General features: G+C 73.8%; 22 protein-coding genes. 11 read left to right on the forward strand and 11 right to left on the reverse strand.

Annotated features, from left to right (window positions below; genetic code table 11):
* Nucleotides 1-408: 408 nt before the first annotated feature.
* Nucleotides 409-4311: a serine/threonine-protein kinase gene (locus tag WMF20_RS03085; RefSeq protein ID WP_437610537.1), complete on the reverse strand. Its 3903-nt coding sequence runs from the start codon at nucleotides 4309-4311 to the stop codon at nucleotides 409-411.
* Nucleotides 4312-4875: 564 nt separating this feature from the next.
* Here WMF20_RS03085 and WMF20_RS03090 point away from each other — a divergent pair.
* The 4 genes from WMF20_RS03090 (at nucleotide 4876) to WMF20_RS03105 (ending at nucleotide 9236) form a co-directional block, all read left to right on the forward strand.
* Entirely contained in the window at nucleotides 4876-5400 is a 525-nt protein-coding gene (locus WMF20_RS03090; protein ID WP_129572937.1) for a hypothetical protein, read from the forward strand.
* 296 nt (nucleotides 5401-5696) lie between these two features.
* Nucleotides 5697-6830, forward strand: a complete 1134-nt coding sequence (locus WMF20_RS03095; protein WP_437610539.1) for a hypothetical protein — start codon at nucleotides 5697-5699, stop codon at nucleotides 6828-6830.
* Nucleotides 6831-6975: 145 nt separating this feature from the next.
* On the forward strand, nucleotides 6976-8520 hold the full coding sequence (locus WMF20_RS03100; protein ID WP_437617077.1) for a PLP-dependent aminotransferase family protein: 1545 nt from the start codon (nucleotides 6976-6978) through the stop codon (nucleotides 8518-8520).
* 248 nt (nucleotides 8521-8768) lie between these two features.
* Nucleotides 8769-9236: a carboxymuconolactone decarboxylase family protein gene (locus WMF20_RS03105; protein WP_437610541.1), complete on the forward strand. Its 468-nt coding sequence runs from the start codon at nucleotides 8769-8771 to the stop codon at nucleotides 9234-9236.
* 100 nt (nucleotides 9237-9336) lie between these two features.
* Here the strand turns inward: WMF20_RS03105 and WMF20_RS03110 are convergent, their stop codons facing one another.
* From WMF20_RS03110 to WMF20_RS03120, 3 genes are read right to left on the reverse strand one after another with little or no spacing between them, the layout of a single operon-like run.
* Nucleotides 9337-10926, reverse strand: a complete 1590-nt coding sequence (locus WMF20_RS03110) for an AMP-binding protein (protein ID WP_437610543.1) — start codon at nucleotides 10924-10926, stop codon at nucleotides 9337-9339.
* A gap of 10 nt (nucleotides 10927-10936) precedes the next feature.
* Complete coding sequence (locus WMF20_RS03115; RefSeq protein WP_020732644.1) at nucleotides 10937-11206, reverse strand: acyl carrier protein; 270 nt, start codon at nucleotides 11204-11206, stop codon at nucleotides 10937-10939.
* Nucleotides 11207-11238: 32 nt separating this feature from the next.
* Nucleotides 11239-12624 carry a cystathionine beta-synthase gene (locus tag WMF20_RS03120; protein WP_437610545.1) on the reverse strand — a complete coding sequence of 462 codons (1386 nt, stop codon included), beginning with the start codon at nucleotides 12622-12624 and terminating at the stop codon, nucleotides 11239-11241.
* A gap of 151 nt (nucleotides 12625-12775) precedes the next feature.
* On the opposite strand from WMF20_RS03120, the gene WMF20_RS03125 reads away from it, so the two are divergent.
* The 3 genes from WMF20_RS03125 (at nucleotide 12776) to WMF20_RS03135 (ending at nucleotide 15506) form a co-directional block, all read left to right on the forward strand.
* Complete coding sequence (locus WMF20_RS03125) at nucleotides 12776-13405, forward strand: hypothetical protein (RefSeq protein WP_437610547.1); 630 nt, start codon at nucleotides 12776-12778, stop codon at nucleotides 13403-13405.
* Between the two features lie 100 nt (nucleotides 13406-13505).
* Nucleotides 13506-13940, forward strand: coding sequence for a VOC family protein (locus WMF20_RS03130; protein WP_129572943.1), 435 nt, complete (start codon nucleotides 13506-13508; stop codon nucleotides 13938-13940).
* A 201-nt stretch (nucleotides 13941-14141) separates the two neighbouring features.
* Nucleotides 14142-15506, forward strand: coding sequence for a sigma 54-interacting transcriptional regulator (locus WMF20_RS03135; protein WP_129572944.1), 1365 nt, complete (start codon nucleotides 14142-14144; stop codon nucleotides 15504-15506).
* 97 nt (nucleotides 15507-15603) lie between these two features.
* Here WMF20_RS03135 and WMF20_RS03140 read toward each other — a convergent pair whose 3' ends face one another.
* The gene (locus WMF20_RS03140) at nucleotides 15604-15903 is read right to left on the reverse strand and encodes a CsbD family protein (protein ID WP_437610550.1); all 300 of its coding nucleotides are present in this window, start codon (nucleotides 15901-15903) and stop codon (nucleotides 15604-15606) included.
* Between the two features lie 409 nt (nucleotides 15904-16312).
* Between WMF20_RS03140 and WMF20_RS03145 the strand changes: the two genes are divergently transcribed.
* Together WMF20_RS03145 and WMF20_RS03150 are read left to right on the forward strand one after the other, a co-directional pair.
* Nucleotides 16313-16570, forward strand: a complete 258-nt coding sequence (locus tag WMF20_RS03145) for a GlsB/YeaQ/YmgE family stress response membrane protein (RefSeq protein ID WP_020732654.1) — start codon at nucleotides 16313-16315, stop codon at nucleotides 16568-16570.
* A gap of 548 nt (nucleotides 16571-17118) precedes the next feature.
* Nucleotides 17119-18333 (forward strand): pyridoxal-phosphate-dependent aminotransferase family protein, encoded by a 1215-nt coding sequence (locus tag WMF20_RS03150; protein ID WP_129572946.1) that lies wholly within the window; start codon nucleotides 17119-17121, stop codon nucleotides 18331-18333.
* Between the two features lie 72 nt (nucleotides 18334-18405).
* Here WMF20_RS03150 and WMF20_RS03155 read toward each other — a convergent pair whose 3' ends face one another.
* Nucleotides 18406-20307 carry a chloride channel protein gene (locus tag WMF20_RS03155; protein WP_437610552.1) on the reverse strand — a complete coding sequence of 634 codons (1902 nt, stop codon included), beginning with the start codon at nucleotides 20305-20307 and terminating at the stop codon, nucleotides 18406-18408.
* A gap of 1 nt (nucleotide 20308) precedes the next feature.
* Nucleotides 20309-20869 carry a MarR family winged helix-turn-helix transcriptional regulator gene (locus tag WMF20_RS03160; protein ID WP_437610554.1) on the reverse strand — a complete coding sequence of 187 codons (561 nt, stop codon included), beginning with the start codon at nucleotides 20867-20869 and terminating at the stop codon, nucleotides 20309-20311.
* A 277-nt stretch (nucleotides 20870-21146) separates the two neighbouring features.
* Here WMF20_RS03160 and glyQ point away from each other — a divergent pair, with 277 nt between their 5' ends.
* On the forward strand, nucleotides 21147-22094 hold the full coding sequence (gene glyQ, locus WMF20_RS03165; RefSeq protein ID WP_437610556.1) for a glycine--tRNA ligase subunit alpha: 948 nt from the start codon (nucleotides 21147-21149) through the stop codon (nucleotides 22092-22094).
* 81 nt (nucleotides 22095-22175) lie between these two features.
* Here the strand turns inward: glyQ and pyrE are convergent, their stop codons facing one another.
* From pyrE to WMF20_RS03185, 4 genes are read right to left on the reverse strand one after another with little or no spacing between them, the layout of a single operon-like run.
* Nucleotides 22176-22754 carry an orotate phosphoribosyltransferase gene (gene pyrE / locus WMF20_RS03170; protein ID WP_129572949.1) on the reverse strand — a complete coding sequence of 193 codons (579 nt, stop codon included), beginning with the start codon at nucleotides 22752-22754 and terminating at the stop codon, nucleotides 22176-22178.
* A complete protein-coding gene (locus tag WMF20_RS03175; RefSeq protein ID WP_437610559.1) occupies nucleotides 22751-23464 on the reverse strand; it encodes a bactofilin family protein in 714 nt (237 codons plus the stop codon). The genes pyrE and WMF20_RS03175 overlap by 4 nt, the downstream gene beginning before the upstream one ends.
* A 3-nt stretch (nucleotides 23465-23467) precedes the next feature.
* Entirely contained in the window at nucleotides 23468-23782 is a 315-nt protein-coding gene (locus tag WMF20_RS03180; protein WP_020732660.1) for a bactofilin family protein, read from the reverse strand.
* 54 nt (nucleotides 23783-23836) lie between these two features.
* A complete protein-coding gene (locus tag WMF20_RS03185; protein ID WP_061623199.1) occupies nucleotides 23837-24262 on the reverse strand; it encodes a bactofilin family protein in 426 nt (141 codons plus the stop codon).
* Nucleotides 24263-24904: 642 nt separating this feature from the next.
* Here WMF20_RS03185 and WMF20_RS03190 point away from each other — a divergent pair.
* On the forward strand, nucleotides 24905-26299 hold the full coding sequence (locus tag WMF20_RS03190) for a styrene monooxygenase/indole monooxygenase family protein (RefSeq protein WP_437610561.1): 1395 nt from the start codon (nucleotides 24905-24907) through the stop codon (nucleotides 26297-26299).
* The last annotated feature ends 43 nt before the right edge of the window (nucleotides 26300-26342 follow it).

Below are 26342 nucleotides of genomic sequence, written 5' to 3' on the forward strand. Positions count from 1 at the left end.
GCGTCCAGGGCAGATGGCCTTTCCGGAGTTCCGGGTGGATCGCTGCTCTGCCTACATGACGTCCGGCGGGGCGCGCGCGGGCGTCGCGGGGCGAGCCCCCTTTTCCGTGTCGCTCAGCCCGCCACGGCGCGTGGGGCGATCGGCTCGATCCGAGGCGCGATCCGGCGCGATGCTAGACGCACTCGTGAGCTGGATGATTCAGCGTTTGTTGCCACACAGCTCGTGCTGCGGTGAACGCGGCGACTCTGTGGTTGTGGTCACGACGCCAGGCCATCATCCGTGCCTGTACGGTCATCCGCTCCAGACATAGGAAGACGACACGTCCCGTCGAGGGAGCAGGTCGCGCGGCGCGGAGATGGGCGGACGTCCGAGCGAGAAGCCATGGAGGGGGCGGCCGGGCCTCCTCGACTACCGCTCTCGCAGCCGCGCCACCCGGTCCCGCCAGTACTGCAGATCGAGCGCCGAGAAGAGCGCGACCGCGCGCGCGATCTGCCGCTCGCGCCCCGGATCCCCGCGCTCGAGGTGCCGCGCGAGCTCGAACCGCGCGCGCGCCTCGTCCACGGGCAGGCCGCGCCGCAGCGCCTCGCCGATCGCCGCGGCCCAGAGCCGCCGCGCGCGCGCGCGGCCGCCCGCGAGCCACGCGGCGAGCCCCCGCAGGCGGAGCGAGATCGAGCGCCCGAGCGGGAAGACGCGCGCGTACCGGCCGAGCGCGCGGCACGCCTCGGCCGAGCGCCGCCCGAGCTCGCGCCGCTCCGACGGGGCGCGGGCCTCCTCGAGCAGCGCGAGCAGCACCTCGCACGTCGCCGCGTAGCCGTACAGGCAGTGATAGCCGGCCGGCTGCCCGTCGCGGATCATGGGGAGCGTCCGCTCGGCGGCCGCGCGCGCGTCGTCGCGCGCGCCGCGGAGCAGGTGCCCCAGCGCGACCTGCCCGTGCGTGATCTGCTGCGTGCGGTCGCCGATCCGCTGCACCTCGGCCGACAGCGCCTCGAAGATGGCCGTCGCGCCCTCGCCGTCGCCGAGCAGCAGCCGGCACTGCGCGCGGCCGCTCTCCGCCCAGAGGTGCCCCTGCGCGTTGTCGCTCGCGCGCGCCGCGTCCGCGAGCGCCCCGTACCGGTCGAGCGCCTCCGCCCAGCGGCCCTCGGTGTGCGCCACCCCGGCGAGCAGCGCGAGGCACTCCTCCTTGCGGCGGCGGTCCTGCAGCGCCTCCGCGAGCCGCTCCGCCTCCGTCAGCAGCGCCCGCGCGTCCCGGCACCGGCCCTCGCCGAGCGCCGTCAGCCCGCGCAGGAACGACACCGACGCGACGCCCCGCGGATCGTCGAGCGCCGCGGCGGCCTCGGCCGCGCGCGCGGCGTAGGCGTCCACCACGGCCTTCCACGGGACATACCCGAACGCGACGCTCAGGGTCGCGTAGCCGCGCGCGAGCGCGAGCGACGGACCGAGCCGCGCCGCGGCGTTCGTCGCCGCCAGCGCGGCCAAAAAGGCGAGCGTCGGCTCGTTGCGGAACAGGTACGTCTCCGACAGCTTCTCCGCCGCGAGCGACGCCTCCGTGAAGCGCTCGCGCTCGGCCGCGTCGCTCGCGACCGGGATCGGCAGGCCCGCGACGTGCGCGAGCTGCAGGCCGAGCTGCTTCATCGAGGCCGCCGCGGCGCGGAGCCGCTCCCCGATCGGCGCGCCGCCGCGCTCCCCACGCGGCGCGCCGCCGCCCGAGGCGCGCAGCCACCCCGCGCCGCCCCGCGAGAGCAGCTCCAGCGCCGCCGCGCAGTGCCGCTCCGCGCCGATCAGGTCGCCCACGTTGTAGTGGGCCTGGCCGAGCCGCCGCTCCCAGCGCGCGCGCCGCAGCGGCGACGCGCGCTCCTCCGGCGAGAGCGCGCCGTCCAGATCGAGCGCCCTCCGGTAGAAATCGACGGCGTCGCCGGACGCGCCGGTCGCGAGCGCCTGGGCGCCCGCCTTGTCGAGGTACTCGAGCGTCTTCTGGACGACGCCCGCGGTCGCGTAGTGGTGGGCGAGGAGCGGGTACGACAGCGCGAGGTCCGGCGCGTCGCGGTGCCGCTGCTCGATCGCGCGCGCCGCCGCGCCGTGCAGGGCCCGCCGCCCCGGCTCGGGGATGCCGGCGTAGACGACCTCGCGCAGCTTGTCGTGCACGAAGCGGAGCTGCCCCGGCTCGGTCTCCTCGAGCACGTGGCGGCCGGCGAGCTCCGCGAGCGCGTCCATCGCCTCGACCTCGGCGAGGCCGGCGGCGCCGAGGAGCAGGCGCTCCTCGAGCTCGCGGCCGAGCACCGAGGCGAGCCGCGCGAGCGCGAGCGCCCCCGGGCTCAGGCCCGACAGCCGGCGCGCGACGAGCTCGCGCAGCGACCCCGGCAGCGGCAGCGACGGGGGCGGCTGGCTCGCGCGCGCGGCGCGGGCGAGCGCCTGCGCCGCGGTGCCCTCGGCGCTCGCGCGGATGCGCCACACGTAGGCCTCGTCCCGGTAGATCATCCGCTCCTGGATCGCGGCCCGGAGGTACTCGGCGATGAAGAACGGGTTCCCCTCCGACTGCTCGAAGAGGTAGCGCACGAGCGCCTCGGGCGGCTCGTCCAGCGCGAGCATGTCGCGCACCATCCGCCCGACCGACGCGCGATCGAGCCGCCCGAGCTCGATCCGCGACGCCCAGGGCGCGCCGAGCAGCGGGGCGAGCGCGGGCGTCGCCTCCTCGGTCCGGTAGGCGCCGAGCAGGACCACGGGGTGGGCCGCGAAGTAGGCGTCGTCGAGGTGCTCGAGGACGTCGCGCGAGCTCTCGTCGGCCCACTGGAGGTCGTCGAGCACGAGCAGGACGGGCCTCGTGGCCGCGAACGCGGCGAGCGTGTCGGCGAGCGCGGTCCGCAGCCGGAAGCGGGCCGCGTCCGGCGAGAGCTCCGGCGGCTCCGGGGTGCGCTCGTGGCCGCGGAGCTGGGCGAGCGACGGCTCGTACGGCGCGAGGACCCGGCCGCGCGGGCCGAGCAGCGCGTCGTAGCCGCCGGGCCCGAGCTCGTTGCACCGGTCGGCCACCGCGAGCAGGAGGGGGCGGAACGGGTGCAGCGGCGCGGCCCTGACCGCGCCGTCGCGCTCGCCCTCGGCGGACACGGCCGCGCACGCGCCCGTGACCACGGCCATGTGGACGAGCGCCGCCTGGTGCACCGCCTCGACCGCGAGGCGCGTCTTGCCGACGCCGCTCTCGCCGCCGACGAGGACGAGGCTGCCCTGGCGGCGCTCGTTCGCGCGCTCGATCGCCGCGTTGATCTGCCCGAGCGCCTCCCCGCGCCCGGCGAGGCGCGGCCGGTACAGGTACGGCTGCGCCGGCGGCGCGGGCGCCTCGTCGCGCGGCGGCGGCGCGTCGTCGGCGCCGAGCGCGGCGAGCGCGTTCGCGACGTCGTCGGCGTAGCCGAGCCGGTCCTCGGGGCGCTTCTTGAGGAGCCGCGCGATGAGGGCGTCGAGCTCGGGGGGCACGTCGGCGACGAGCTCGGAGGCCGGGAGCGGCTCGGCGTAGAGGTGCATGGACAGCACGACCGCGCTGGAGTCGCCGAGGAACGGGACCGCCCCGGTGACGGCCTCGTAGAGCATGCAGCCGAGCGCGTAGAGGTCCGCGCGCGCGTCGACGAGATCGCCGCGGATCTGCTCGGGGGACATGTAATCCGGGCTGCCCATGAGCCGGCCGCCGGCCTGGAGCTCGTCGCGCCCCTTGTGGCCCTCGAACCGGAAGGCGAGGCCGAAGTCGAAGAGCACCGGCGCCCCGTCCTCGCGGATGAACACGTTGTCCGGCTTGAGATCGCGGTGGACGACGCCCCGGCCGTGGACGTACGCGAGCGGCCGGCAGATGGCGCGGAGGAGCGCCAGCGCCTGGCGGAGCGCGCCGCCCGCCGCGCGGTGGAACGGGCGCGGCGCGAACGGCTGGTACGAGCGCGGGATGATCGAGTCGGGCGCGATCTCGGCCGTGGCGGTGCTCGTCTCCGCGTCGAGGATCGCGGACACGCTCACGGTCACCTCGCTGTTCGAGGTCCCGCGGGGGCGCCAGCGCTCCTGGTTGTGGTCCCGGAGCGTGCGCCCCTCGAGCAGCTCCATCGCGTACCACGGGATCCCGCCCTGGACGCCCTCATCGAGGATCCGGACGACGCCCGGGTGCTGGACGCCCCGGAGCGCGTGGATCTCGCGGCGGATGCTGGAGACGAGGCTCGCGTCGCCCACGCAGACGGTCTTCAGCGCCGCGAGCGCGCCGGTCCCGCTGTGTTGGGCGCGGTAGACGACCCCCATGCCGCCGCGGCCGAGCTGCGCGAGCACCCGCCACGGCCCGATGGACACGGGGAGATCCGGAGCGTGCCTAGCCTGTCCCGAGCTTGGCGTCGTGATCATCTGGGGACCGCGGCCCCCCGGGCCTGGGCCGGGATTCGCTCCAGGTGGTAGGCCAAAGGCGGTCTCCCCACATCGCCGCTGGGACTGAGTACATCCACCCGAGGGGCTGCGATGATGTCACGAGGCGGCCGATCCTACAACAAGTCTGCGTCGAGCCCCGATCATCGCACGAGCGCCGCGGTGAGGGCATCGCACCGACAGACGACCACACGCGACGAGGGGTGAGGCGAGGCTGCGGCCCTCCGCCGGCGCCCCGGCGCGACAGCGGCGGAGGACCTCCCGGCGCGGCGCTCGGGCCAGGACGTCTCGGCGCCCTCGGGACGCTCGGGTTGTCGAGAATGGTTCTCTTTTCTCGCTCGGCAGATTCCGCATCTCCGTGGTCGATGTCCTGTTTTGCGGGGCCGCCGCCCCGTCGAGCGGCTCAATCGTGCACAACTGAGAACGAGGTACATGGCTTGCTCCCGGGAGCCCCAAGGCCGCGCCCGCGGCCGCACTTAGAAAGGAAGATAGCGAATGAAGCGATCGACTCATCTCGGGGCATTTCTGACCGTCCTCTCCCTCGCCGCGTGCGGCGGCGAAGGTGCAGATTCCGCCCCGACGGACACCGCCATGAGCAGCAAGCAGCTCAAGGACCTGACGGCCGACGACGTCCAGTCCGCCTGCGATTCGCTCGAGGCGAGGGTGAAGCTCACCAAGGAAGATGCCTGTGAATACCTGGGGCTCCTAGCGTCTACCGCCCTCGGGAAGCCGTGCGGCACGCTGAGGGACGAGTGCGTCTCCGCGGAGGAGCCGGCCGAGGAGGAGGTCGCCCATCCGGACTGCATGCCTCCGACCGACCAGCGCGCGGGCTGCACCGCCACCGTGGCCGAGTACGAGGTCTGCTTGGTCGCCCAGACGCAGCAGGTCCGGGCGCTCACGTGCGACTCTTCCCTGAGCTCGCTGGATACCGTTCCTCCGGATTGTGACGCCGTGTCGCGCAAGTGCCCGCAGCTCATCGCGACGCAGGCGACCGAAGGCCAGGGCGCCGAGAGCCCCTGATCGGGGCGCCGCAGCGCGCGTGATCGGGAATCGATCGACGCGCGGCCCGCTGCCTGAACGAATTGCGGGTAGGCCCGACACGGCCGCTCAGCGGCCGTGAGCCCCGTTGTCCCACCTCGGTTCTTCTGGATCTTTTGATTCCCACCGATATTCGCGCTCGTCCGCGCCTTCCGGGGCATCTCGTCGTATGATGCGCTCCGACGCTGGCGCGTCCGGGGAGCTTTCGGCTCCGGCGCGCCGGCCCGAGCGAGGCCGCGGCTCACCGCCGAGGGCTCGCTCGCACCGAGGAGGATTTCATGAAGATCACCAAGCTTTCCGGAGTGTTCGCCCTGCTGCTGATCGGCCTTGCCGCGCCCGGGTGCGGCAAGGAAGAGCAGCCGGCAGAGGCGAACGCGACGGTCGAGGTGACCGCCACCGCCGAGTCGGCGATCGGCGAAGGCGCCTACGTCGAGGAGCACGAGAGCGGCAAGGCCGCCTTCAACGTCGCCGCGGACGGGAACGTCAAGGCCGCGGTCAGCGGCCCGGACGGCAAGCCGATCGGCGAGGACGTGAGCGGCACGCTGCTGTGGAAGGACGCGTCCGGGGAGAAGACCCTGCCGCTGACGCTCGACGCGAAGACCGGGCTCCTGGTCGCCGCCGGCCCCAAGCTCGAGGCGGATCTCACGGAGATCGGCTACACGCTCAACGTCGCGGGCAAGCCGTGGAACGGCACCCTGCACGTCCCCGCCGGCGGCACCGCCGAGCTCTACGCCAACGCCAAGGGGGCGGCGGACCTCGGGCTCCCGGAGGGCAAGCTCGGCCCGCACGGCGGGCGCATCGAGATCGTCGGCGACGACCGCCTCGAGCTCCTGGTCGACGAGGTGACCGGCGAGGTCCGCGTCTACGTGCTCGACGTCGACCTGAAGCCCATCGACATCGGCGAGCGCAAGGTCACGCTCGGCGTGGTGGCCGAGGCGCCGCAGGTGGTCGTCCTCGCCCCGGTGGCCGCGACCGCGGGGGTCTCGGCAGGGGCGTACCTGACCGGCAAGCTCGCGCTCGCGGCCGATCCGCTGAAGGTGACGGTCGCCGTGCGGAACGCGGGCCGCTCGGCGGTGGCCCTCTGCGGCTACCGGGCCGGGGCGGCGTTCGCGGTCCACGCGCACGCCCCGCGCGTGAAGGTGCGCGTGAAGACCGACTGGCACGCGCACGCGCACGCGCACGCCGACCTGAAGGCGAAGGCCGATCTCGACCCGAAGGTCCACGTCCACACCGGCGCCGGCGCGAAGGCCCACGCGAAGGCGAACGTGAACGTCAAGGCGCCGAGCGTCCGCGTGACGCCGCCGAGCGTGAACGTGCAGATCAAGGCGCCCAGCATCTCGATCCCCAAGCCGAGCTTCAAGGCGTCGGCGTCGGCGCGCGCGAGCGCGGGCGCGAAGGTGGGGACGCACTGACGGGCGCCCCGGGGGGAGCGGCGCGCGGCGCAGGCCGACCGGCTGGCGCTCCCTCCCGTTCTTCCCACCGATCTCTTCAGCGGCGCCGGAGATCGCCTCGTTGACGCGGACGACCTCGACGAAGGCGCGGACGACCTCGACGAAGGTGCGGGCGACCTCGACGAGGGCGCGGGCGACCTCGACGAAGCGGCCGCGGCGGGCCTCTCCGCCCGCCGGCGCCGTGACGGCCGTGGCGCTCGACCCGGCGTCGAGCGCGCCGCTCCACCGGCAGGTCTACGAAGCGGTGCGCGGCGCGATCCTCGCCGGACGGCTGCGATCCGGGAGCAAGCTGCCGTCGACGCGGGCGCTCGCGGCCCACCTCGGCCTTTCGCGCAACACGGTGCTCGGCGCGTACGCGCAGCTCCTCTCGGAGGGGTACCTGCGCGGCCGGATCGGCTCCGGGACGTACGTCGCCGACGCCTTGCCGGAGCGCCTGCTGCTCGCCCGGCCGAGGCCCGAGCCGCGGCCTTCGCCCTCGCCGGGCGCTGGGGCCCTGTCGAGGCGCGGCGTCCTCGTGGCGGGCGCCGCGTCGCCGTTCCGGCGCGCGGCCGCGCAGCTCGGGCCTGCCGGCTGGGCGTTCCAGGTGGGCGTGCCCGCGTTCGACGCCTTCCCCGCCGCCGTCTGGGGCCGGCTGATGAGCCGGCGCTGGGACCGCTCGTGGCGGGCGCTCGTGCCGCGCTGCGAGCCGCAGGGGTACGCGCCGCTGCGCCGGGCGATCGCCGACTACCTCGTCACCGCGAGGGGCGTGCGGTGCACGCCGGAGCAGGTCATCGTGGTCGGCGGCGCCCAGCAGGCGATCTCGCTGGCGGCCGAGGTGCTGCTCGATCCGGGCGATCCGGTCTGGGTCGAGGATCCGGGCTACACCGCGGCGCGGAGCGCCCTCGTGGCGGCCGGGGCGACGCCGGTCCCGGTGCCGGTCGACGAGGAGGGGCTCGACGTGGCGTCGGCCGTCGCGCGGCGGCTCCCGGCGCGGCTCGCCGTGGTGACGCCGTCGCACCAGTTCCCGCTGGGCGTGACGATGAGCCTCGGGCGCCGGCTCGCGCTGCTCGACTGGGCGAGGTCGTCGGGCGGCTGGGTCTTCGAGGACGATTACGACAGCGAGTTCCGCTACGCGGGCCGGCCGCTCGCCGCCCTGCAGGGCCTGTCGCCGGGCGCGCGGGTGATCTACGCGGGCACGTTCAGCAAGGTGCTGTCGCCGTCGCTGCGGCTCGGTTACGTCGTGGTGCCGGAGGGGCTGGTCGACGCGTTCGTCGCGGCCAAGGCGCTGGCCGACGTGTCGTCGCCCTCGCTGGAGCAGGCGGTCTTGGCGGACTTCATGGCCGAGGGCCATTTCGCGCGCCACGTGCGCCGCATGCGGGTGCTGTACGAGCGGCGCCAGGCCGCGCTGGTGGCGGCGGCGGAGCGGGAGCTCCGGGGGTTGCTCGAGGTGCGCGCTGCGCCCGCCGGCATGCACTTGCTCGGCTGGCTGCCGGTCGGGCGCGCGGACGGCGCGGCGGCCGAGAGGGCGGCCGCGAACGGCGTGCGGTGCGTCGCGCTGTCCGAGCTCCGCGTGCGTTCGGCCGGGCCGGGGGCGCTGGTGCTCGGCTATGCCGCGGCGGGGGAGGACGAGATCGATGAGGGCGCGCGCCGGCTCAGGGCGGCTTTGCGTTAGTTCCACCCGCCAGGGATCCGCAGGGAGAGCTCAACGCAAAGGCGCAAAGGCGCGAAGGCGCAAAACGACAAATAGATGTATTGGGTCTTTGCGCGAGCCCCGGCGCGCGCGCGAGCGCGAGCGCGCCGCGCGGGTGGATCCCGTCGATCGTGGCGAAGTGGCCCTCGCCGCGGCGCCGCGCGCCGCTTAAAGGTGGGCTGTCGCGCGCGGCGTGGCCGGCGCAGAAGGGATGCCCACGGAGGATGAGCATGCAATCACGCATCGATTACGCGAGCGTCAACCCCGAGGCTTACAGAGCGATGCTGGCGCTGAGCGCCTGTGTGAAGCGCAGCTCGCTCGAGGGGCCGCTGAAGCACCTCGTGCTCCTCCGCGCCTCGCAGATCAACGGCTGTGCGTTCTGCATCGACATGCACTGGAAGGACGCGCGGGCGGCCGGGGAGGGCGAGCAGCGGCTGTACGGGCTCAGCGCATGGCGCGAGGCCCCCTATTACAACGAGCGCGAGCGGGCGGCGCTCGCCTGGACGGAGGCGGTGACCCTCGTGGCCCAGGATCATGTGCCCGATCCCGCGTATGACGCTGTGCGTCGGCACTTCTCGGAGCGGGAGCTCACGGATCTGACCTGGCTCGTGGCGACGATCAACGCCTGGAACCGGATGGCCGTCTCGTTCCGGAAAGAGCCCGGCTCGCACGAGCCCCCGGAGCGGTCGAACGACTGAGGCCCCGCCAGGTCGGGCGGATCGCGACGCCCACGGCCGGCGAGCGCGGCGCGAGCTGCGGTCTGCGCGAGCGCGCGTGGCCGCGGCGCGCCGCGCGCGCTCAGCCGGGCAGCGCGCGATAATCGATCTTCCCCGTCGGGGTCCGCGGCAGCTCGTCCATCGTGACGATCGTCTCCGGGACCATGTACGGAGGCAGCCGCTCCGCGAGGTGCATCCGGAGCGCGCGGTCGTCCGCGTCGCCTGCGAGCGCGACGAAGCCGCGGAGCGTCTTGCCGAGCCGCGCGTCCTCGACGGCGATCACGGCGGCCTGGCGCACGGCGGGGTGCGCCGCGAGCGCCGCCTCGACCTCGCCCGGCTCGACCCGGTAGCCCCGGATCTTCACCATCCGGTCGATGCGGCCGCGGAAGTAGAAGAGCCCGTCCGCCTTGCGCTCCACCCGGTCGCGCGTCCGGTACGGGCCGCCGCCCACGGTCGTCGGCCCCGAGACCACGAGCTCGCCCGTGCCAGGGCCCTCGATGGCGCGGCCGCCCTCGCCGTCGGCGTCCAGCGCGAGCAAGGCGCAGGCCGCGTAGGGGCACGCGACGCCGATCGGGACCTCGCTCACCCCGTCCAGCGCCGCGCGGTCGACGCGGTGGAACGTGCAGACGTTCGTCTCGGTCGGGCCGTACAGGTTGTAGAGCGCCGCGCCGGGGGCGCGCGCCGCGAGCGCCGCGAGCTCGCGCGGCGGGAACACCTCGCCGGCGAAGAGGATGGCGCGCACCGGCGGCGAGAGCGCCCCGGCCGGCGCGCCCGGTCCCGCCGCGGGGAGCGCCGCGACGAGCTTCATGAACATCGACGGCACGCCGTAGATGACCGTCGGCGCGAGCGCGGCGACCGCGTCGCGCAGCGCGCGGCCCGAGGCGAGATCGCGCCGCGCCATGGTCGCGAGCGTCGCGCCGGCGCGGAGCGTCGCGAGGTGGTCGAACCACGCGAGATCGAAGACCAGCTCGGCCACCCGGAGCACCCGATCCGCCGGCGCGAGGCCGATGAGATCGATGCAGAAGGCGGTGAACGCGTCGAGCCCGGCCCACGTGATGGGCACCGGCTTCGGCTCGCCCGTGCTGCCGGAGGTGTGCAGGATGCACGCGAGCTCCTGCGCCTCGGCGGCGCCTTCGCCGCCCGCGCCTGCGGCGGCACCTTCGCCGCCGGCGCCTCCAGCGCCGCCTTCGCCCGCGCCTGCGGCGCCGCCCTCGCGGCTCGCGCCATCGTCGCCATCCGCGCGGGCGGGCGCCGCCCCGCGCAGCACCCGGCCCTCGGCGTCGAGCTCCACCCGCGCGAGGCCGCCGCCGAGCGCGGCGTCGATCCCGTCCGCGAGGCCGCGAGCCGCGGCGTCGAGCACGAGCGCCCGGCACCCCCGGCCCCGCGCGATCCGCCCGAGCCGCGCGGGCGGCGCGGTCGCGTCGAGCGGGACCGCCACGGCGCCGGCCGTGAGCACCCCGACGAGCGCCACCGGCTCGTCGTGCGCGCGGCCCGAGGAGAGCAGCGCCACCCGGTCGCCCGGGCGCACGCCCGCCCCGGCGAGCGCCGCGCCGACGTCCGCCGCGCGCGCCGCGAGCTCGGCGTAGGTCACCGCGGCGCCGCGCGACGCGAGCGCCACGGCGTCGCCGCGCGCCGAGAGGTCCTCGGCGCGCAGCCGGTAGGGGGCGGCCACCGCGGCCCCGCTAGCCCCGCGCGGCCGCGATGCGGCCGGCGACGAAGCGCGCCATGCGGTCCACGGTCGACACCGCGTCGAGGTCCACCTCCTCGTCCGGGATCTTCACGCCGAAGCGCTGCTCGATGAACACGAGCACCCGCGTCAGCGACATGGAGTCGAACCCGGACCCGCCCTCGAAGAGATCCTCGTCCAGGGCGAGCGGCGCCTTGCGCAGCAGGATCTCGTTCACGATATGGTCGTGCAGCGCGCGCCGCACCGTCTCGAGGTCGTGTGTCACCGCGGTGTCCCTTTCCTGTCCTGTAAAGCCGCTCAGCCGAGCGCCGGCGTCGCCTTGCGGGCAAGATAATCGATGAGGTCGATCTTGGACACGACGCCGAGCACCGTCTCCTCGTCGACGACGAGCGCGATCTTCGCGTCGCTCAGGACGCCCTTCAGGAGCTCGACCTTCGTCGCCGGCGTCACGGTCGCGTAGTCGCTCTCGACGAGCCCGCCGATGCTCGAGTCGAGCGTGCCGCTCCCCTCCACCAGGTGCCGCAAGAGGTCGACCTCGTGGACCATCCCGCGCAGCTTGCCGCCCTCGGTGACCGGGAGCTGGCTTATCCCGTGCGATTTCATCATGTCGATGACCTCGCGGACCCGCGCGTTCGCGTCGGCGGTGACCACCGCGCCGCTCGGCTTGACGGCGAGCAGATCGCGCACCGTCCCGAGGCCCTTGTCCTCCTCGAGGAAGCCGTTCTCGCGCATCCAGTCGTCGTTGAAGATCTTCGAGATGTACTTTGACGCGCCGTCGGGCAAGAGGACGAGGATGTTCTCCTTCTTCCCGCTCTGCCGCGCATACTTGATCGCGCCGGCGACCGCCGCGCCCGCGGAGCCGCCCACGAAGAGGCCCTCGAGCCGCACGAGATCCCGGGTCATGAGGAAGCATTCCTTGTCGTCGACCCGGATGATCTCGTCGATGATCTTGAGGTTCATCGTGCTCGGGAAGAAATCCTCGCCGATCCCTTCGACCTTGTAGGCGAAAGGCTTCGTGATCCGCTGCGTCTTCACGTAATCGTAATAGAGCGAGCCGACCGGATCGACGCCGACCATCTTGATGTCCGGCCTCCGCTGCTTGAGGAACTTGCCGACGCCGCTGATGGTGCCGCCGGTCCCCATGCCGGCGACGAAGACGTCGAGCTCGTCCCCGCACTGCTCCCAGATCTCTGGGCCGGTGGAGCCGACGTGGGCCTCGGGGTTCGACGGGTTGTGGTACTGGTTCGCGTAAAAGCAGTTCGGCGTCTCGTCGGCGATGCGCTTCGCGACCTGGTAATAGCTGCGCGGGTCGTCGGGCTCGACGGCGGTGGGACAGACCACGACGCGGGCGCCGTAGGCGCGCAGGGTCGCGATCTTCTCCTGCGACATCTTGTCTGGCATGACGAAGACGCACTTGTAACCCCGGATGGCCGCGACCATGGCGAGGGCGGCGCCCGTGTTGCCGCTGGTCGCCTCGACGATGGTCCCGCCCGGCCTGAGCCCGCTCGCCTCGGCGTCGCGGATCATGTTCAGCGCGACCCGATCCTTGTGGCTGCCGCCCGGGTTCAGGTACTCGCACTTGACATAGATGTCGCTCTCGAGCCCCTCGGTCACCCGGTTCAGCTTGACGATCGGCGTGTGGCCGACGGCCCTCGTGATATCGCTGAGCGCGCCTCGCATCATGGGGAGACCTCTTACCCGCCGCGCGCCGCAGCCACAAGGGGAGCAAGCGGCCGCGGCGGGCCGCGCACCATCGCCTCGCGCGCCGGCGCAGGGCGGCGGCTCACGGGCGTTTTCGCGATCGTGGGGTGGTCGATGAGATAGGGTCTTATCCATGATCTCCCGCCGCGTCGTGCTCGCCGCAGCCGGTCCATTCCTCGCCGGCGCGCTCGCCCCGGGCCTGGCCCGCGCCGAGGGGCGCGCGCCCGCGCCCCTCCCGGCGTTTCCCCTGTCGATCGCCGTGGCGGAGGAGGCGGCGGGAAAGCCGGTGCGCGACGACGCCTGGATCGACGCGCAGATCGCCGAGGCGGTCCGGCTGTTCGAGCCCGCCGGCGTGGCGCTGCGCAAGGTGGGCTCGCGCGCGCTCGCCCCGCGCTTCCTGCGGCTCGAGACGCGCGCCGACCGGGACGCGCTCGCCGCGGTGCTCGAGGCGCGCCGGATCAACGTGATGGTTGTCGCGTCGCTGCGGGACGTCGACGATCCGCGGCGCTTCCGGATGGGCGTGCACTGGCGGAACCGGGCGACGCCGGAGCGCCGCTGCGTGATCATCGCGGCGAACGCGCGGCCCACCGTGCTCGCGCACGAGCTCGGGCACTTCTTCGGGCTCGGGCACAGCGGCGTCGACGACAACGTGATGAGCTACACGCGCACCGGGGCGCCCGTCTCCTTCGATCGAGCGCAGATCGAGAAGATCCGGTCCGCCGCGCGCGGGTACGCGGCGAGCAAGGCGTTCGAGCCCGCATAGGGCGGCAACCCCTCATCGAGCATCGGGGGGAGCGCCTCTGCTGCTGCCGTGCTCGTTCGTCTGGTCGTCTATCCGGAGAAAAAAAGTAGGAGAGTTTACAATGAAACCGCTGATGACCCACGTCGCGCTCCACGTGAGCGATCTCGACGCGACGATCGCCTTTTATCGCGAGTTCTGCGGGCTCAAGGTGGTTCACGAGCGCAACGACGCCGGCACGCGCGTCGCCTGGCTCGCCGAGGAGGGGAAGGAGCGGGCGTTCGTCCTGGTGATGATCGAGGGCGGCCGGCGCGCGCCGCAGGCGCCGGAGGACATGAGCCATTTCGGGTTTGCGCTCGAGAGCCGCGACGCCGTGGACGAGATCGCGCGCCGCGGCCGGGAGCACCTCGTCTGGCCGCCCAAGGAGCTGCCCTATCCGGTGGCGTATTTCTGCGCGCTCAAGGACCCGGACGGCAACTACGTCGAGTTCTCGTATGGCCAGCCGCTCGGGCCCGGCGCCGAGGCGCGCGACGCGGAGCTCTTGGCGACCTCGGGCTGAGCGAGCCAGGGCCGGCGCGCGCTCCGAACGCCGGCCGCCGGGGCGCCCGGCAGGCCCGCGAGGGCGGACCGGCAGGCCCGCGAGGGCGGACCGGCAGGCCCGCGAGGGCGGAGACGAGCGCCTCGCGGCCGCGGCCGCCCCGAGGCCGCCGAAGCCGGCCAGCCCCGGCCATGCGCGGCACCGTCGTGGTAGGCTGGCGCGATGGGCTCCGAGCCGAAGGTTCACCCGAGCGCCGAGACGGCGCTCCTCAAGGTCCGCTCCAAAGAGATCGCGTTCACCCGCTTCCGCGTGCAGGTGACGAACGGCCCCGACGCCGGGTCGTCCCAGGTGTCGGACGCCACCGAGTTCGTGATCGGCACGGCGCCCGGCAACCAGCTCATCCTGAGCGACCGGGCCGTCTCGCGGCACCATTGCGTGATCACCGTCACCCCGCGGGGCTTCTTGCTCCGCGATCTCGGCAGCAAGAACGGCACGACCCTCTCCGGCTTCCGCGTCGAGGCGGCCTACCTCCAGCCGGGCGCCACGCTCGGCCTCGGGCAGTCGACGCTCCGCTTCGAGCCGCTCGCCGAGGAGATCCGCGAGCCGCTCGGCGACGAGGACCGGTACGGCCGGGTGCTCGGGCAGAGCACCGCGATGCGCCGCATCTTCGCGGCGCTGCCGCGGATCGCCGCGTCGGACTCGACGGTGCTCATCGAGGGCGAGACGGGCACGGGCAAGGGCCTGCTCGCCGAGGCGATCCACGAGAACAGCCCGCGCGCGGGCGGGCCGTTCGTCGTGATCGACTGCGGATCCATCCCGCCGACCCTGATCGAGGCGGAGCTCTTCGGCCACGCGAAGGGCGCGTTCACGGGCGCGCAGGCGGCGCGCGCCGGCGCCTTCGAGGCGGCGCGGGGCGGCACCGTGCTGCTCGACGAGATGGGCGAGCTCCCGCTCGACATGCAGCCGAAGCTCCTGCGCGTGCTCGAGGAGCGGCAGATCCGGCGCATCGGCACGATCGAGCCGATCAAGCTCGACATCCGGGTCATCGCGACGACCAACCGCGATCTCCGCCAGGAGGTGAACCGCGGGAATTTCCGGTCGGATCTCTATTACCGGCTGAACATCGTCCGCCTCCGCGTCCCGGCGCTGCGCGAGCGCCCCGACGACATCGCGCTGCTCACGGCGCATTTCTACCGGCAGCTCGCGCAGGGGCCGGACCAGAGCCCGCCGGGCGAGCTGCTGGAGGCGTTCATGCGCCAGGACTGGCCCGGCAACGTCCGCGAGCTGCGCGGCGCGGTCGAGCGCGCGGTGCTGATGATCGATCCGGCGCTGTTCCGCGAGGCGGTGATGGCGGGAGAGAAGGAAGGCGGCGCCCCGGCGGTGGAGGCGCTCCGGGACGACGATCTCAGCCTGTCGTTCCGCGAGGCGAAGGAGCGCGCCGTGGCGCGCTGGGAGCGGACGTACCTCGCGGCGCTGGTGCGCGCGAACGGCGGCAATCTCTCGCGCGCCGCGCGCGCGGCGCGGATGGACCGGAGCCACCTGCGCGAGCTCCTCCAGCGGCACGGCGTCTCGGCGGCCGAGGTGTGACGGCGCGAGGCCGCGCAGGAGCCCGGCCGGGGAGGGCCGGGCTCCCGTCGAGCGGGCCCTCTCGCGCCCGCTCGCGCGGGCGGGCAGGGCGCGCACCCTACTGATTGGCCTTCTGCCGGTTCTCTCCCCGGAGCTCCTTGGCCTTTCCTTCGGCCGCCATCTGCTCGTTGTCGACGAGCTTCCCGACCCGGTTCTTGATGGCGCCGGCGGCCTCCTCGAGCGCGCCCCGCGCGCGCTCATCCGCCTTGGCGTCCTCTTGCTGGACCCTTCCTCGGAGCTCCTTGGCGCGGCCCTCCGCTTCCATCTGCTCGTCGCCGAGCAGCTTGCCGATGCCCTTCTTGAGCTTGCCGCCCATCTCCTCGGCAGCCCCTTCATTCCGATCGCTCTCGTTGCTCATCGTACCCTCCTCATGGTGAACGCCCGCAGAGCATCTCCGCGGCGCGCCGTTGCCCTCTGGAGATAGCAATCGCTGCGCCACCGCCGCGCGAGGCGCGTTGTCGAGGTCGTGGAGGCGAATGGGGCAGGCTACCTCGCCCGCGCTCTGCTTTTCAGCCCGTCTGAGGCAATCCGCCACGGCGTCGCGACGCGAGCAATCCCACGGTTCGATCCGACCGTCCCGGCTCTCCAGGGCGCATTCCCCGCCGCGGTCGGATTTTGCGATCGATAAGGTGGCCCGGCGCGCTGTCCTGGCCGTTCAGCTCGCCTGAGGGCCTGTGGAGAGGCCGGACTCCGCGGCATGGCGCGGCGCTTGCTGAACAGACTGCATAGCAACCAGGAGCGCTTCGCTCCACTCTGGGAGGTTCATCATGTCGTTCATTCTCTTTCTCCTGTTTGGCCTCGTCGTCGGCGCTCTGGCGCGCCTTATCGTCCCGGGGCGTGAGCCTGGCGGGTGGGTCGTCTCGATGATCATCGGCGTCGTCGGCTCGTTCGTCGGCGGGCTGCTCGGCCGCATGCTCTTCATGTACCGCGAGGGTGAGCCTGCCGGGTTCTTCATGTCCCTGATCGGCGCCATCCTGCTCACGGCCGCCTATCAGGCGATCTCGCGCCGCCGCTCGGTGGTATGAAAGGGTCGATTGACCCTCTCGTGAGGCGCTACGCCCGATGCCGTCTCGGGGCGCGACGAGGAGGAGCTCTCGCTCCGCTGCCGCGCCCCGTGACGTCCGGGATCACCTCGGGCCGACCGCACGAGGAGCAGGGATGAGGCGTCGTCGTGCATGAGCTCGATCTCGGGCTCGAGCGCCGCGGCGCCCTCCTCCCTCCCCGCGGTAGGCCAGAGGGGGCCCTGTTCGTCGCATGGCTCGCCCCCAGGGCCGTGCGACGAGCAGGGCCTCCTCGGCAGGCCGGAGGGGGCCTCGCTCGTCGCATGGCTCGCCCCCCAGGGCCGTGCGACGAGCCGGGTCCCTTCGGGCCGGCAGCCCGCGGACCGGCCCCCCGGGAAACCCGGGACGCGATGAATTTGTCGCCTCGGCCCGGCGTCCGGCGCGCTCTCAGGCCGTCCCGCGCCATGCCCGGGTCCGTCGCGGGCCTCGCCGGCTTGCCCGGTAGCGCTTGACGCCGCAGGATGCATTGGGCTTGCTAGCGCGCTCCGCGCTCTCGCCCAAGGTTCCTGGCCATGTCGTTCTCCATCCTGCCCCCGCCGATCACGCCCCTCGCCGCGATCCTGCCGTCCGAGCCGCTGCTCCTCATGGGCGCCGGTCCCGTGCCGATCCCGCAGGCGGTGGCCCAGGCGAACGGGGTCATCATCAATCACCTCGGCCCGACCATGGACCGCGTCATCCAGAACGTGAAGTACATGGCGGCCTACGCGTTCCAGACGCGCAGCGACAAGATCATCGGCATCGCCGGGCCGGCGTCCGCGGCGATGGAGATGGCCGTCTCGAACCTGTGCTGGCCCGGGCGCAAGGTCCTCTGCCTGAAGGTGGGGACGTTCAGCGGCCGCCTCGGCGAGATGGCGCTCGGCCTGGGCGCCGACGTGACCTTCCTCGAGGGGCCGCCCGGCCGGCCCGTGACGCTCGCCGACGCGCGCGAGGCGATGAAGAAGCAGCGCTACGACGTGGTCACGATGGCGCACGGCGAGACGTCCTGCGGCGTCCGCATGGTGGAGCTGCCGGAGATCTGCAAGCTCGCGAAGTCGCAGGGCGCCCTCACGATCGTCGACGCGGTGGTCACGCTCACGGCCATGCCGGTGCACATGGACGAGTGGGGCATCGACGTCGGCATCGTCGGCGGCCAGAAGGCGCTGTCGTCGATCCCGGGCGTGTCGGCCTGCGCGTTCTCGCAGGACGCGTGGAAGACGGTCGAGGAGCGCCCCTCGCCGCGCCCGCACTGGTGCTACGACGCCACGCGCGCGCAGCGGTTCTGGGGGTACCAGCAATACCACTACACCGCACCGGTGCCCGGCGTGCTCGCGCTGCACGAGGCGCTGCGCCTCGTCTGCGAGGAGACGCTCGAGCGGCGGTTCCGCCGCCACGAGATGAGCTCGCTGGCGATGCAGGCGGGCCTCGAGGCGATGGGGCTCGAGCTGTTCGCGTCGAAGGACGTGCGCCTCAACAGCGTGCTCGCCATCAAGCTGCCGAGCGGCGTCGACAGCGCCCGGGTCCGCGAGTACATGACCAAGGCGTTCCGCGTCGAGATCTCGGGCGCCTTCGGCCTCAACATCGTGCGCGTGGGCCAGATGGGCGAGCAGTGCCGCTCGCACAACCTGTTCAAGACGCTCTACGCCATGGGCATGAGCTTCCGGCGCGAGGGCGTGAAGCTCGACGTCGCCAAGGGCATGGCCGCGCTCGAGCAGGGCCTCGCGGGCGATCGCGATTACTTCGTCGACTAGCTCCGCCCGCGCGGCGCTCGCCGCCCGCCGCGCGGCGCTCGCCGCCCGCCGCGCGGCGCTCGCCGCCCGCCGCTAGCTGCGCCCGGCAGAGCCATCGGCCGTCAGACCAGCGACGGCGGCCCGGCCGCCGAACCGCCTCGCGGCGGCGAGCGCCAGCTCGCGCCGCTGCCCGGCATCGATTCGGCTCCGGTGCGCGTCGAGCAGGTCGCTGCGCGTCAGCATCCCGATCACCTTGCGGGGCGCCTCCCTGGACACCACCGGGAGCCTGCCCACCTCCTCGGCGACCATGTGATCGGCGGCCTCGCGGAGCGAGCTGTCCTCGAACACCACCGCGGGCGGGCGCCGGAGGAGGTCGCGGATCGAGAGCGCGCTGGGCTGCTCGGCGAGCAGGTCGCGCTGGGTGACCACGCCGACGAGCTCGCCTCCGCGGTCCACGACGGGGAAGCCTTGGTGGCGCGAGCCCTCCGCCCGCGACAGCAGGAAGGCGCGGGCGGACTCGACGGTGTCGTCGGCGGCGAGCGTCACGGCCGGGCGCGAGGCGACGTCGCGCACGAGGATCTGCGCCAGGTGGTCGGCCGCGTACTCGACCATCACGCGCGCGCCGCGGCGGGCGAGCTTCTCGGTCATGATGGAGTGCCGCATCAGCAGGCTCGAGACGAGGAACGCCGCGGTGCAGCCGCCGAGCAGCGGCAAGAGCCCCATCGGCTGCCGGGTCGTCTCGAAGGCGAAGACGACCGAGGCGAGGAGCGCGCGGGAGGCGCCCGCGAAGATCGCCGCCATCCCGACGAGCGCGGCGACGCGCGCGTCCACGCCGAGCCAGGGGAAGAGCGCGGCGGCGCCGAGGCCGAGGATCGCGCCGAGCCCGCCGCCGATGGTGAAGAGCGGCGCGAGCGTCCCGCCCGAGGTGCCGCTGCCGAGCGCGATCGACCAGGAGACGAACTTCAGCACCGAGAGCGACACGAGCGCGGTGAGCGCGAGGCGGCCGCTCAGGATGTCGTCGATGTTGTCGTACCCGACGCCGAGCGTCCGCGGCGCGACGTAGCCCACGGCGCCGATCGCGACGGCGCCGATCGCCGGCCACCACATCCAGTGGATCGGCAGCCGCTCGAACGCCTCCTCGATCGCGTAGATGGCGCGGGTCGCCCCCATGGCCGCGACGCCGAGCACCGCGCCGAGCGCGACGTAGAAGGCGAGCGCGGGGCCGGTCGAGGGCGCGACGGCCGGCATCTCGAACGCCGGCGCGGTCGCGCCGACGGCGAGGCGCGCGGCGGCCGCCGTGGCGGTGGCGAGGGCGACGGGGATCACCGAGCGCGGGCGGTACTCGAAGAGCAGGAGCTCGATCGCGAGGAGCACCGCGGACACCGGGCTGCCGAACGTCGCCGACATGCCCGCCGCCGCGCCCGCGGCGAGCAGCGTCTTGCGCTCGTCCGCGGTGATCCGGAGCAGCTGCCCGACCAGCGAGCCGAGCGCCCCGCCGGTCGCGATGATCGGCCCCTCCGCGCCGAACGGCCCGCCGGTGCCGATCGCGATCGCCGCGGACAGAGGCTTGAGCAGCGTCATCCGCGGCGGGATGCGGCTCTGGTTGAAGAGCACCTGCTCCATCGCCTCCGGGATCCCGTGGCCGCGGATCGCCTGGGAGCCGTAGCGCGCCATGAGGCCGACGACGAGCGCGCCGGCGATCGGGATGACGAGCACGAGCGCGCCCGCGTGGTGCTCGGCGGGGGAGGCGTGCGCGGCGGAGAGCCGGCCGAAGAACGCGAGGTTCGTGATGACGGCGATGAGCGCGGTGAGCAGCTCCGCCGCGAGGAACGCGGCGCCGGCGATCGCGATCGCGAGGCCGCTCACGAGGACGACGCGCCGGTCGACGGCGGCGCCCGGGGCGGGGACGCGGAGGTCCGCGAGGGTCGGGCTCATCGAGGGGGCGACCGGGATGCTCTCGCCGGCCGCGGCATTTGGGGCGTGCACGCTGGACATGTCAGCTCTCCTCGCGGTTTGCCGCCGCGGTGCCGGCGAGGGCGTCTTCGCCCTCGAAGAACAGGGGTGGGGCCTCGTCGCCGGCCCCGAGCGCCCGGGCGAGGGTGGTGAGGCTCTGCGCGAGCCCGCGGCGCTCGTCCTCCGGCAGGCGGTCCACGGCGGCGACGAGCTCGGCCTGCACGGTGCGCGGCGCGCGGCGGAGCAGCGCGCGGCCGGCGGGGGTGAGCGAGATCTCGGTCCGGCGCGCGTCCTCCGGCGAGGCGCGCCGGGAGACCAGCCCGCGCTCGGCGAGGCGCGTCACCACGACCGAGACCGAGCTCTGGTGGGTGAGCGTGCGCTGCGCGAGCTCGGCGACGGACGCGGCGGCCGCCTGGTCGAGCTGCTGCAGCACGAACAGCTGCGCGCTGCTCAGGCCGAGCTGCCGCTCGCACGCGCGCGAGGAGACGCGCAGGCGCTGCACGATGGCGCGGATCGCGTCCATGACCCGCCGCGCGTCCGGCCCGCCCTGGGCCTTCCGCGCGGCGGTCTTCCGCCGCGCCGCTGGAGATGCATGGGAGCCCATACAACGCGCCGGAAGCTACGCCATGCGCCGGACAGGCGCAAGCGGCCGGCAGGGCGGCGCGGGCGGCGCCTCCGGGTCGGCGTGGGCCGAGGCGGGCCGGCGTGGCCAAGGCGGGTCGGCGTGGGCCGAGGCGGGGCCGTCCTCGACGGGGTTTACGCCAGGAGGGGCGTTCGGCGCGGCGCCCGCGACGCGCCGCCCCTCGGGCGGACCGTGCGGGCGATCCTTCGCGGGGCGTCGCCTGCGCGGGCGATCCAGGCTAAGAACCGGCCCTCCCACCATGACCTTCCAAGACCTCATTCTCACCCTGCAGAAGTTCTGGGCCGATCGCGGCTGTCTCATCGTGCAGCCGTACAACTCGGAGGTCGGCGCTGGCACCTTCAACCCGGCGACGTTCCTGCGCGCGCTCGGCCCCGAGCCCTGGAATGTGGCCTTCGTCGAGCCTTCCCGGCGGCCCGCGGACGGTCGTTACGGGGAGAACCCGAACCGGATGCAGCAGTTTCACCAGTTCCAGGTGATCCTCAAGCCGAGCCCGATCGACATCCAGGACCTCTACCTGGAGTCGCTGCGGGCGATCGGCACGAACCCGCTTGAGCACGACGTCCGGTTCCTCGAGGACGACTGGGAGTCGCCGACCCTCGGGGCGTGGGGGCTCGGCTGGCAGGTGTGGATCGACGGGCTCGAGATCTCGCAGTTCACCTACTTCCAGCAGATCGGCGGGATCGACTGCCGCCCCGTGTCCGGCGAGCTCACGTACGGCCTCGAGCGGATCGCGATGTACCTGCAGGACAAGGACAGCATCTACGACGTCGTCTACTCGGACAGCGGCGGGAAGATCGTGCGCTACGGCGACCTCTACCAGCGCGCCGAGTGGGAGTGGTCGACGTACAACTTCGAGGAGGCCGACATCCCCGAGCACTTCGCGGCGTTCGACGTGTGCGAGGCCGAGGTGAAGCGGCTCCTCTACCGGGGCGCGGATCCGGCGGCGAAGGGGGCGGCGATCGATCCGAAGAAGGCGCTCGTGCTCCCGGCGTACGATTTCGTGGTGAAGGCGGCGCACCGCTTCAACGTGCTCGACGCGCGGGGCGCGATCAGCGTGACCGAGCGGCAGCGCTACATCGGCCGGGTCCGCGCGCTGGCGCGGGCGGTCGCCGAGACGTACCTCGCGCAGCGCGAGGCGCTCGGCTACCCGCTCCTCGGCGAGCCGCTGGCGAAGGCGGCGGAGTAGCGCGCCGCGGGCGGAGGCGGAGCAGCGCGCCGCAAAGCGGAGGCGGCGCCGCTGCGCGCCGCCTCGCCCGGGCCGCCCGCTTCAGCCGAGCGGGCTGTCGGGGAGGAAATCGCGGCGCGTGCAGATCGAGACGACCGGCAGCCCCGCCGCGCGGATCGCCTCGGCGCCGCCCTCGAGGCGGTCGACCAGGGCGATCACGCCGACCACCGAGGCGCCCGCGGTGCGCAGCTTCTCGACCGCCTTCAGCGTCGAGCCGCCCGTCGTGATGACGTCCTCGAGGATCGCGACGGGCATCCCGGGCACGAGCCCGCGATCGCCCTCGACCAGGCGGCGCGAGCCGTGGTCCTTGACCTCCTTGCGCACGTACAGCGCGGGGAGGGGGCGGCCGCGCAGGAAGCTCGTGAGCGACACCGCGCTCGCGAGGGGGCAGCCGCCGAGCTCGACGCCGGCGACGGCCTCGCACCGGGGGAGCGCGTCGAGCGCCTCGAACATCAGCGCGCCGACGAGGGCGTGGCCCTCGGCCGTCAGCACCGACTGCTTGCAGTCGATGAAGAAGTCGCTCTCGCGGCCGGACGCGAGGACGACGCGCTTCTGCTCGAACGATCGCTCGCGCAGCAGCGCGACGAACCGCTCCCGCTCGGACGTGCCGGCGGCGCTCACCGCCCGCCCCGCTTGCGGAGCGACGCCTTCGCGGCCCCCTTCCGGAGCGCGGGGACGACGGGCGGCGGCGGCCCGCCGGCGCCCTCGCCCGCCTCGGCCTCGTCGCCCTCGCCGCCCGCGGCGGAGGCCGACAGATCGGCCTCCTCCTCGTCCTGCGCCGCCGCGAGGCGCGGCTCGGGCGCGGGCGCGGGCCTCGCCTCGACCGGGGCCGGGCGGGCCGCCGGCGCGGGGCGCGCGGGCGCCGGCGCGGGGCGGGCCGCGGGCCGCGCGGCCGGCGCCGGCGCGCGCTCCGCCGGCGCCCGCGCCGGCCGCGCAGCCGCGGGCGCGGCGGCGGCGGCGCGCGGCGCAGCTGCCGGGGCGGCGGCCCGGACCGGGGCGGGCGTCACGGCGAGCGGGGCGCCCGTGGTGACGTTGCCGCGCACCAGCGCGCCGGCGTGGATGCCGATCTGCGGCGCGCCGAGGTCGCCGACCACGCGCGCGCCGGGCTCGAGGATCACGGCCTCCTCGCCGGAGATGTTCCCGGCGACCGCGCCGCGGACGACCACGCGCCGCCCCCGCACGTCGCTCTGGATGAGCGCGCCCTCGCCGATGGTCACGTCGCCGGTCATGACGACGCTCCCCTCGACGCGGCCGAGGATCTCGAGATCCCCGTCGCCCTGCACGTTCCCGCGGATGGCCGTCGTCGGCCCGATCGAGGACTGGGCGGCCATCGGCTACACGTCCATGTCGACGTTGCCCTTGAACGAGGCTCCGTCCGCGATGGTCAGCCGCGACGCCTTCACGTCGCCGACGAGGCGACCGCCCGCGAGGAGGTCCACGCGGTCGGCCGCCGTGACGTTGCCGGTCACGTTGCCGCCCACCTGGAGCGACGCCGCCCCGATGTCCGCTTCGACCAGCGCCCCTGCGTCGATGGTCAGAGGCCCCTCGACGGTGAGCTTGCCGCGCACCGTCCCGGCGACGATCACCTCGTCGTCGGAGGTGATCTCGCCCTCGATCGTGAGCCCGTTTCCGATGATCGTACCCGCCACGTTCGTGCTCCTCGTCGCGCCGTCGCGGCGCGCTTGTCCGTCCGTCAACGCGCGCTACCGCCCCGCCGGTTCGCGCCGGGGGCTCTGCGCGCGCCCGCCGGTCCGCTCCGAGAGCTCGGCCGGCAGGTCGAACTCCGCCTCGATGCGGCCGGCGAACGCCGCGCCTTCCTCGAGGATCACCTCGCTGCCGCCCACGTTCCCGGCGTACTGCGCGGTCGCCCGGATGGTGACGGGGCCGCGCGACGTCACGTCTCCCGTGAGCTGTCCGGCGACGACGAGCGAGCTCGCCTCGACGTCCCCGGTGACCGACGCTCCGTCCTCGATCTCGAGATCGCCGGTCAGCTGGATGTTCCCCTCGACGCTGCCCTCGACCCGGAGCGAGCCATCGCCGTGGACGCGCCCGCGGATGCGGGAGCCCCTTCCGATGAGCGACTCGGCGGCGTCCGATTCGCGGTGCGTGGTTGTCGAGCCTCGGGCCATTCTCGTCTCCAGTGCGCGTCCAGTGCGCGAGGGGGCCGCGCGAGCCGGGGCGCGCACTCGAGGCCCGGCTCGTCCGCTCGGGCGGGGCGATCGGCGTCGCCCGGCCCTGCGGCGGCGCGGACGCTACTCCAAGGCGCTGCGCCTCGCAACCGGCGGGCGGGCTCGGTGGGCGGTGCCTCGGCGCGGGGGGCTCGGTGCGGGGGCCTCGGTGCAGGGCGGGCTCCGCGCGCTGCAACGGAGCCCTCGGGGGGAGGGGGTGTCGCGCGGGGGGCCGAGGGGGGCCCTCCCACGAACTCGCGCCTCGTGGTGGCTATGGCTTCCTGTACGGAGATGCCGAGTCCATGGGCGACCCGCTGCGATGCGGGCCGGCGCTCGGGTTCGTGGGGCCCTCCCCCTCGGCCCCCCGCGCGACACCCCCTCCCCCCGAGGGCTCTCTCCGATGGAGGGGGGCCTCTCCGGTTGTCGGTCGTCCAGCACCTCGTAGGAGGCTTCCGGCGCTCCTGGCCGAGGTGATACGGTCTCCTTTGACTGGGCTTCCCTCGCTCGCGACGCCTCCGGTGCCCCTGACGGCGAACCGACCTGGATGGCTCGGCGCGCGTCGTCGTGAGACGAGCGCAGACCAACGCAACCTGGGGGTTCCTTATGCGCAAGATTGCTATCGTGGGGTCTGGACAGGCTGGTTTGCTGGCGGCGCACGCGCTGGTGAAGGCCGGCTACGGCGTGACGCTCTACTCGGATCGCACGCCCGAGCAGTGGCTCCACGAATCGAAGCCGACCGGCACCGCCGCCCGGTTCGACAGGGCGCTCCAGCTCGAGCGCGAGCTCGGCCTGGCCTTCTGGGAGGACGCCGCGCCCCCGGGCGAGGGCGTCCAGCTGACCGCGTGCCCCGCGCCGGGCAACCGCCTCCTGACGCTGGCAGGGCGCCTGGAGCGGCCCTTCAGGGCGATCGATCTCCGGCTCCAGAGCCACCGGTGGATGCTCGAGCTCGAGCGGCGCGGGGGCAAGATCGCGATCGAGCCGGTCACCGTCCCGCGGCTCGACGCGATCGCGGCGGAGAACGATCTCACCATCGTCGCCGCGGGACGAGGCGACCTGTGCAACCTGTTCGAGCGCGACCCGGCGCGCAGCGTCCACACCGAAGCGCAGCGCAACCTCGTCATGATGTGCGTCACCGGCCCGAAGCTCGGGTTCGACGGCGTCCCGCTGCTCCCCGTCAAGTTCAACCTGTTCGCCGGCCTCGGGGAGGCGTTCTGGATCCCCTACCACCACAAGGACGTGGGGCCGAGCTGGAACTGTATCATCGAGGCGATACCCGGTGGGGCGTTCGACCGGTTCCAGGGCGCGACGACGGGCGAGGAGATCGTCGCGATCACGAAGGAGCTGGTGAAGGAGCTCATCCCCTGGGACTACGAGTGGTTCAGGACAGCCGAGCTGTCGGACAAGCATGGATGGCAGAAGGGTCGGGTCGTCCCGGCGGTGCGCAAGCCCGTCGGGCGGCTGCCCTCCGGCCGCATCGTGACGCCGCTGGGCGACACGGCGATGTCGCTCGACCCGATCGGCGGCCAGGGCGCCAACACCGGCAACAAGATGGCGCGCAACCTATTCGAGTGCGTCGTGCAGCACGGCGACCGGCCCTTCGACGCCGAATGGATGACGCGCACCTTCGATCGCTTCTACGCGCGGCACGGCGGGCCGACCGATCGGTTCAACAATCTCCTCCTCTCCGGAGCGTCCGCGGGGATATTCCACCTCCTCTTCGCGCAGTACGGCAGCGACGGGCGGGCGGACAACGCGAGCCGACCGCAGGCGCTCGCGAACGCCTTCGTGAACAACTTCAACGATCCGGCGCAGATGACGCCGGTCCTCGAGGACGTGGGGCGGGTGCGCGCGTTCATCGGGCAGACGACGGGGAAGCCGTGGCCGCTCGCGCTCGCCGCCGGGGGCGTGGGCGTCGGCCTCGCGCAGGTGCGGCAGCGCCTCGGGCTCCCGCCCGGGCACCCGAGGGCGCCGGCGCACGCCGGGGGAGCATTCGCGTAACGCCCGCGCCGGCCAGCCCGGAGCGGGCTGCGCGCGCCGCCGA

It is taken from the genome of Sorangium sp. So ce834, from assembly GCF_051521425.1.
Classification (GTDB): domain Bacteria; phylum Myxococcota_A; class Polyangia; order Polyangiales; family Polyangiaceae; genus Sorangium; species Sorangium cellulosum_D.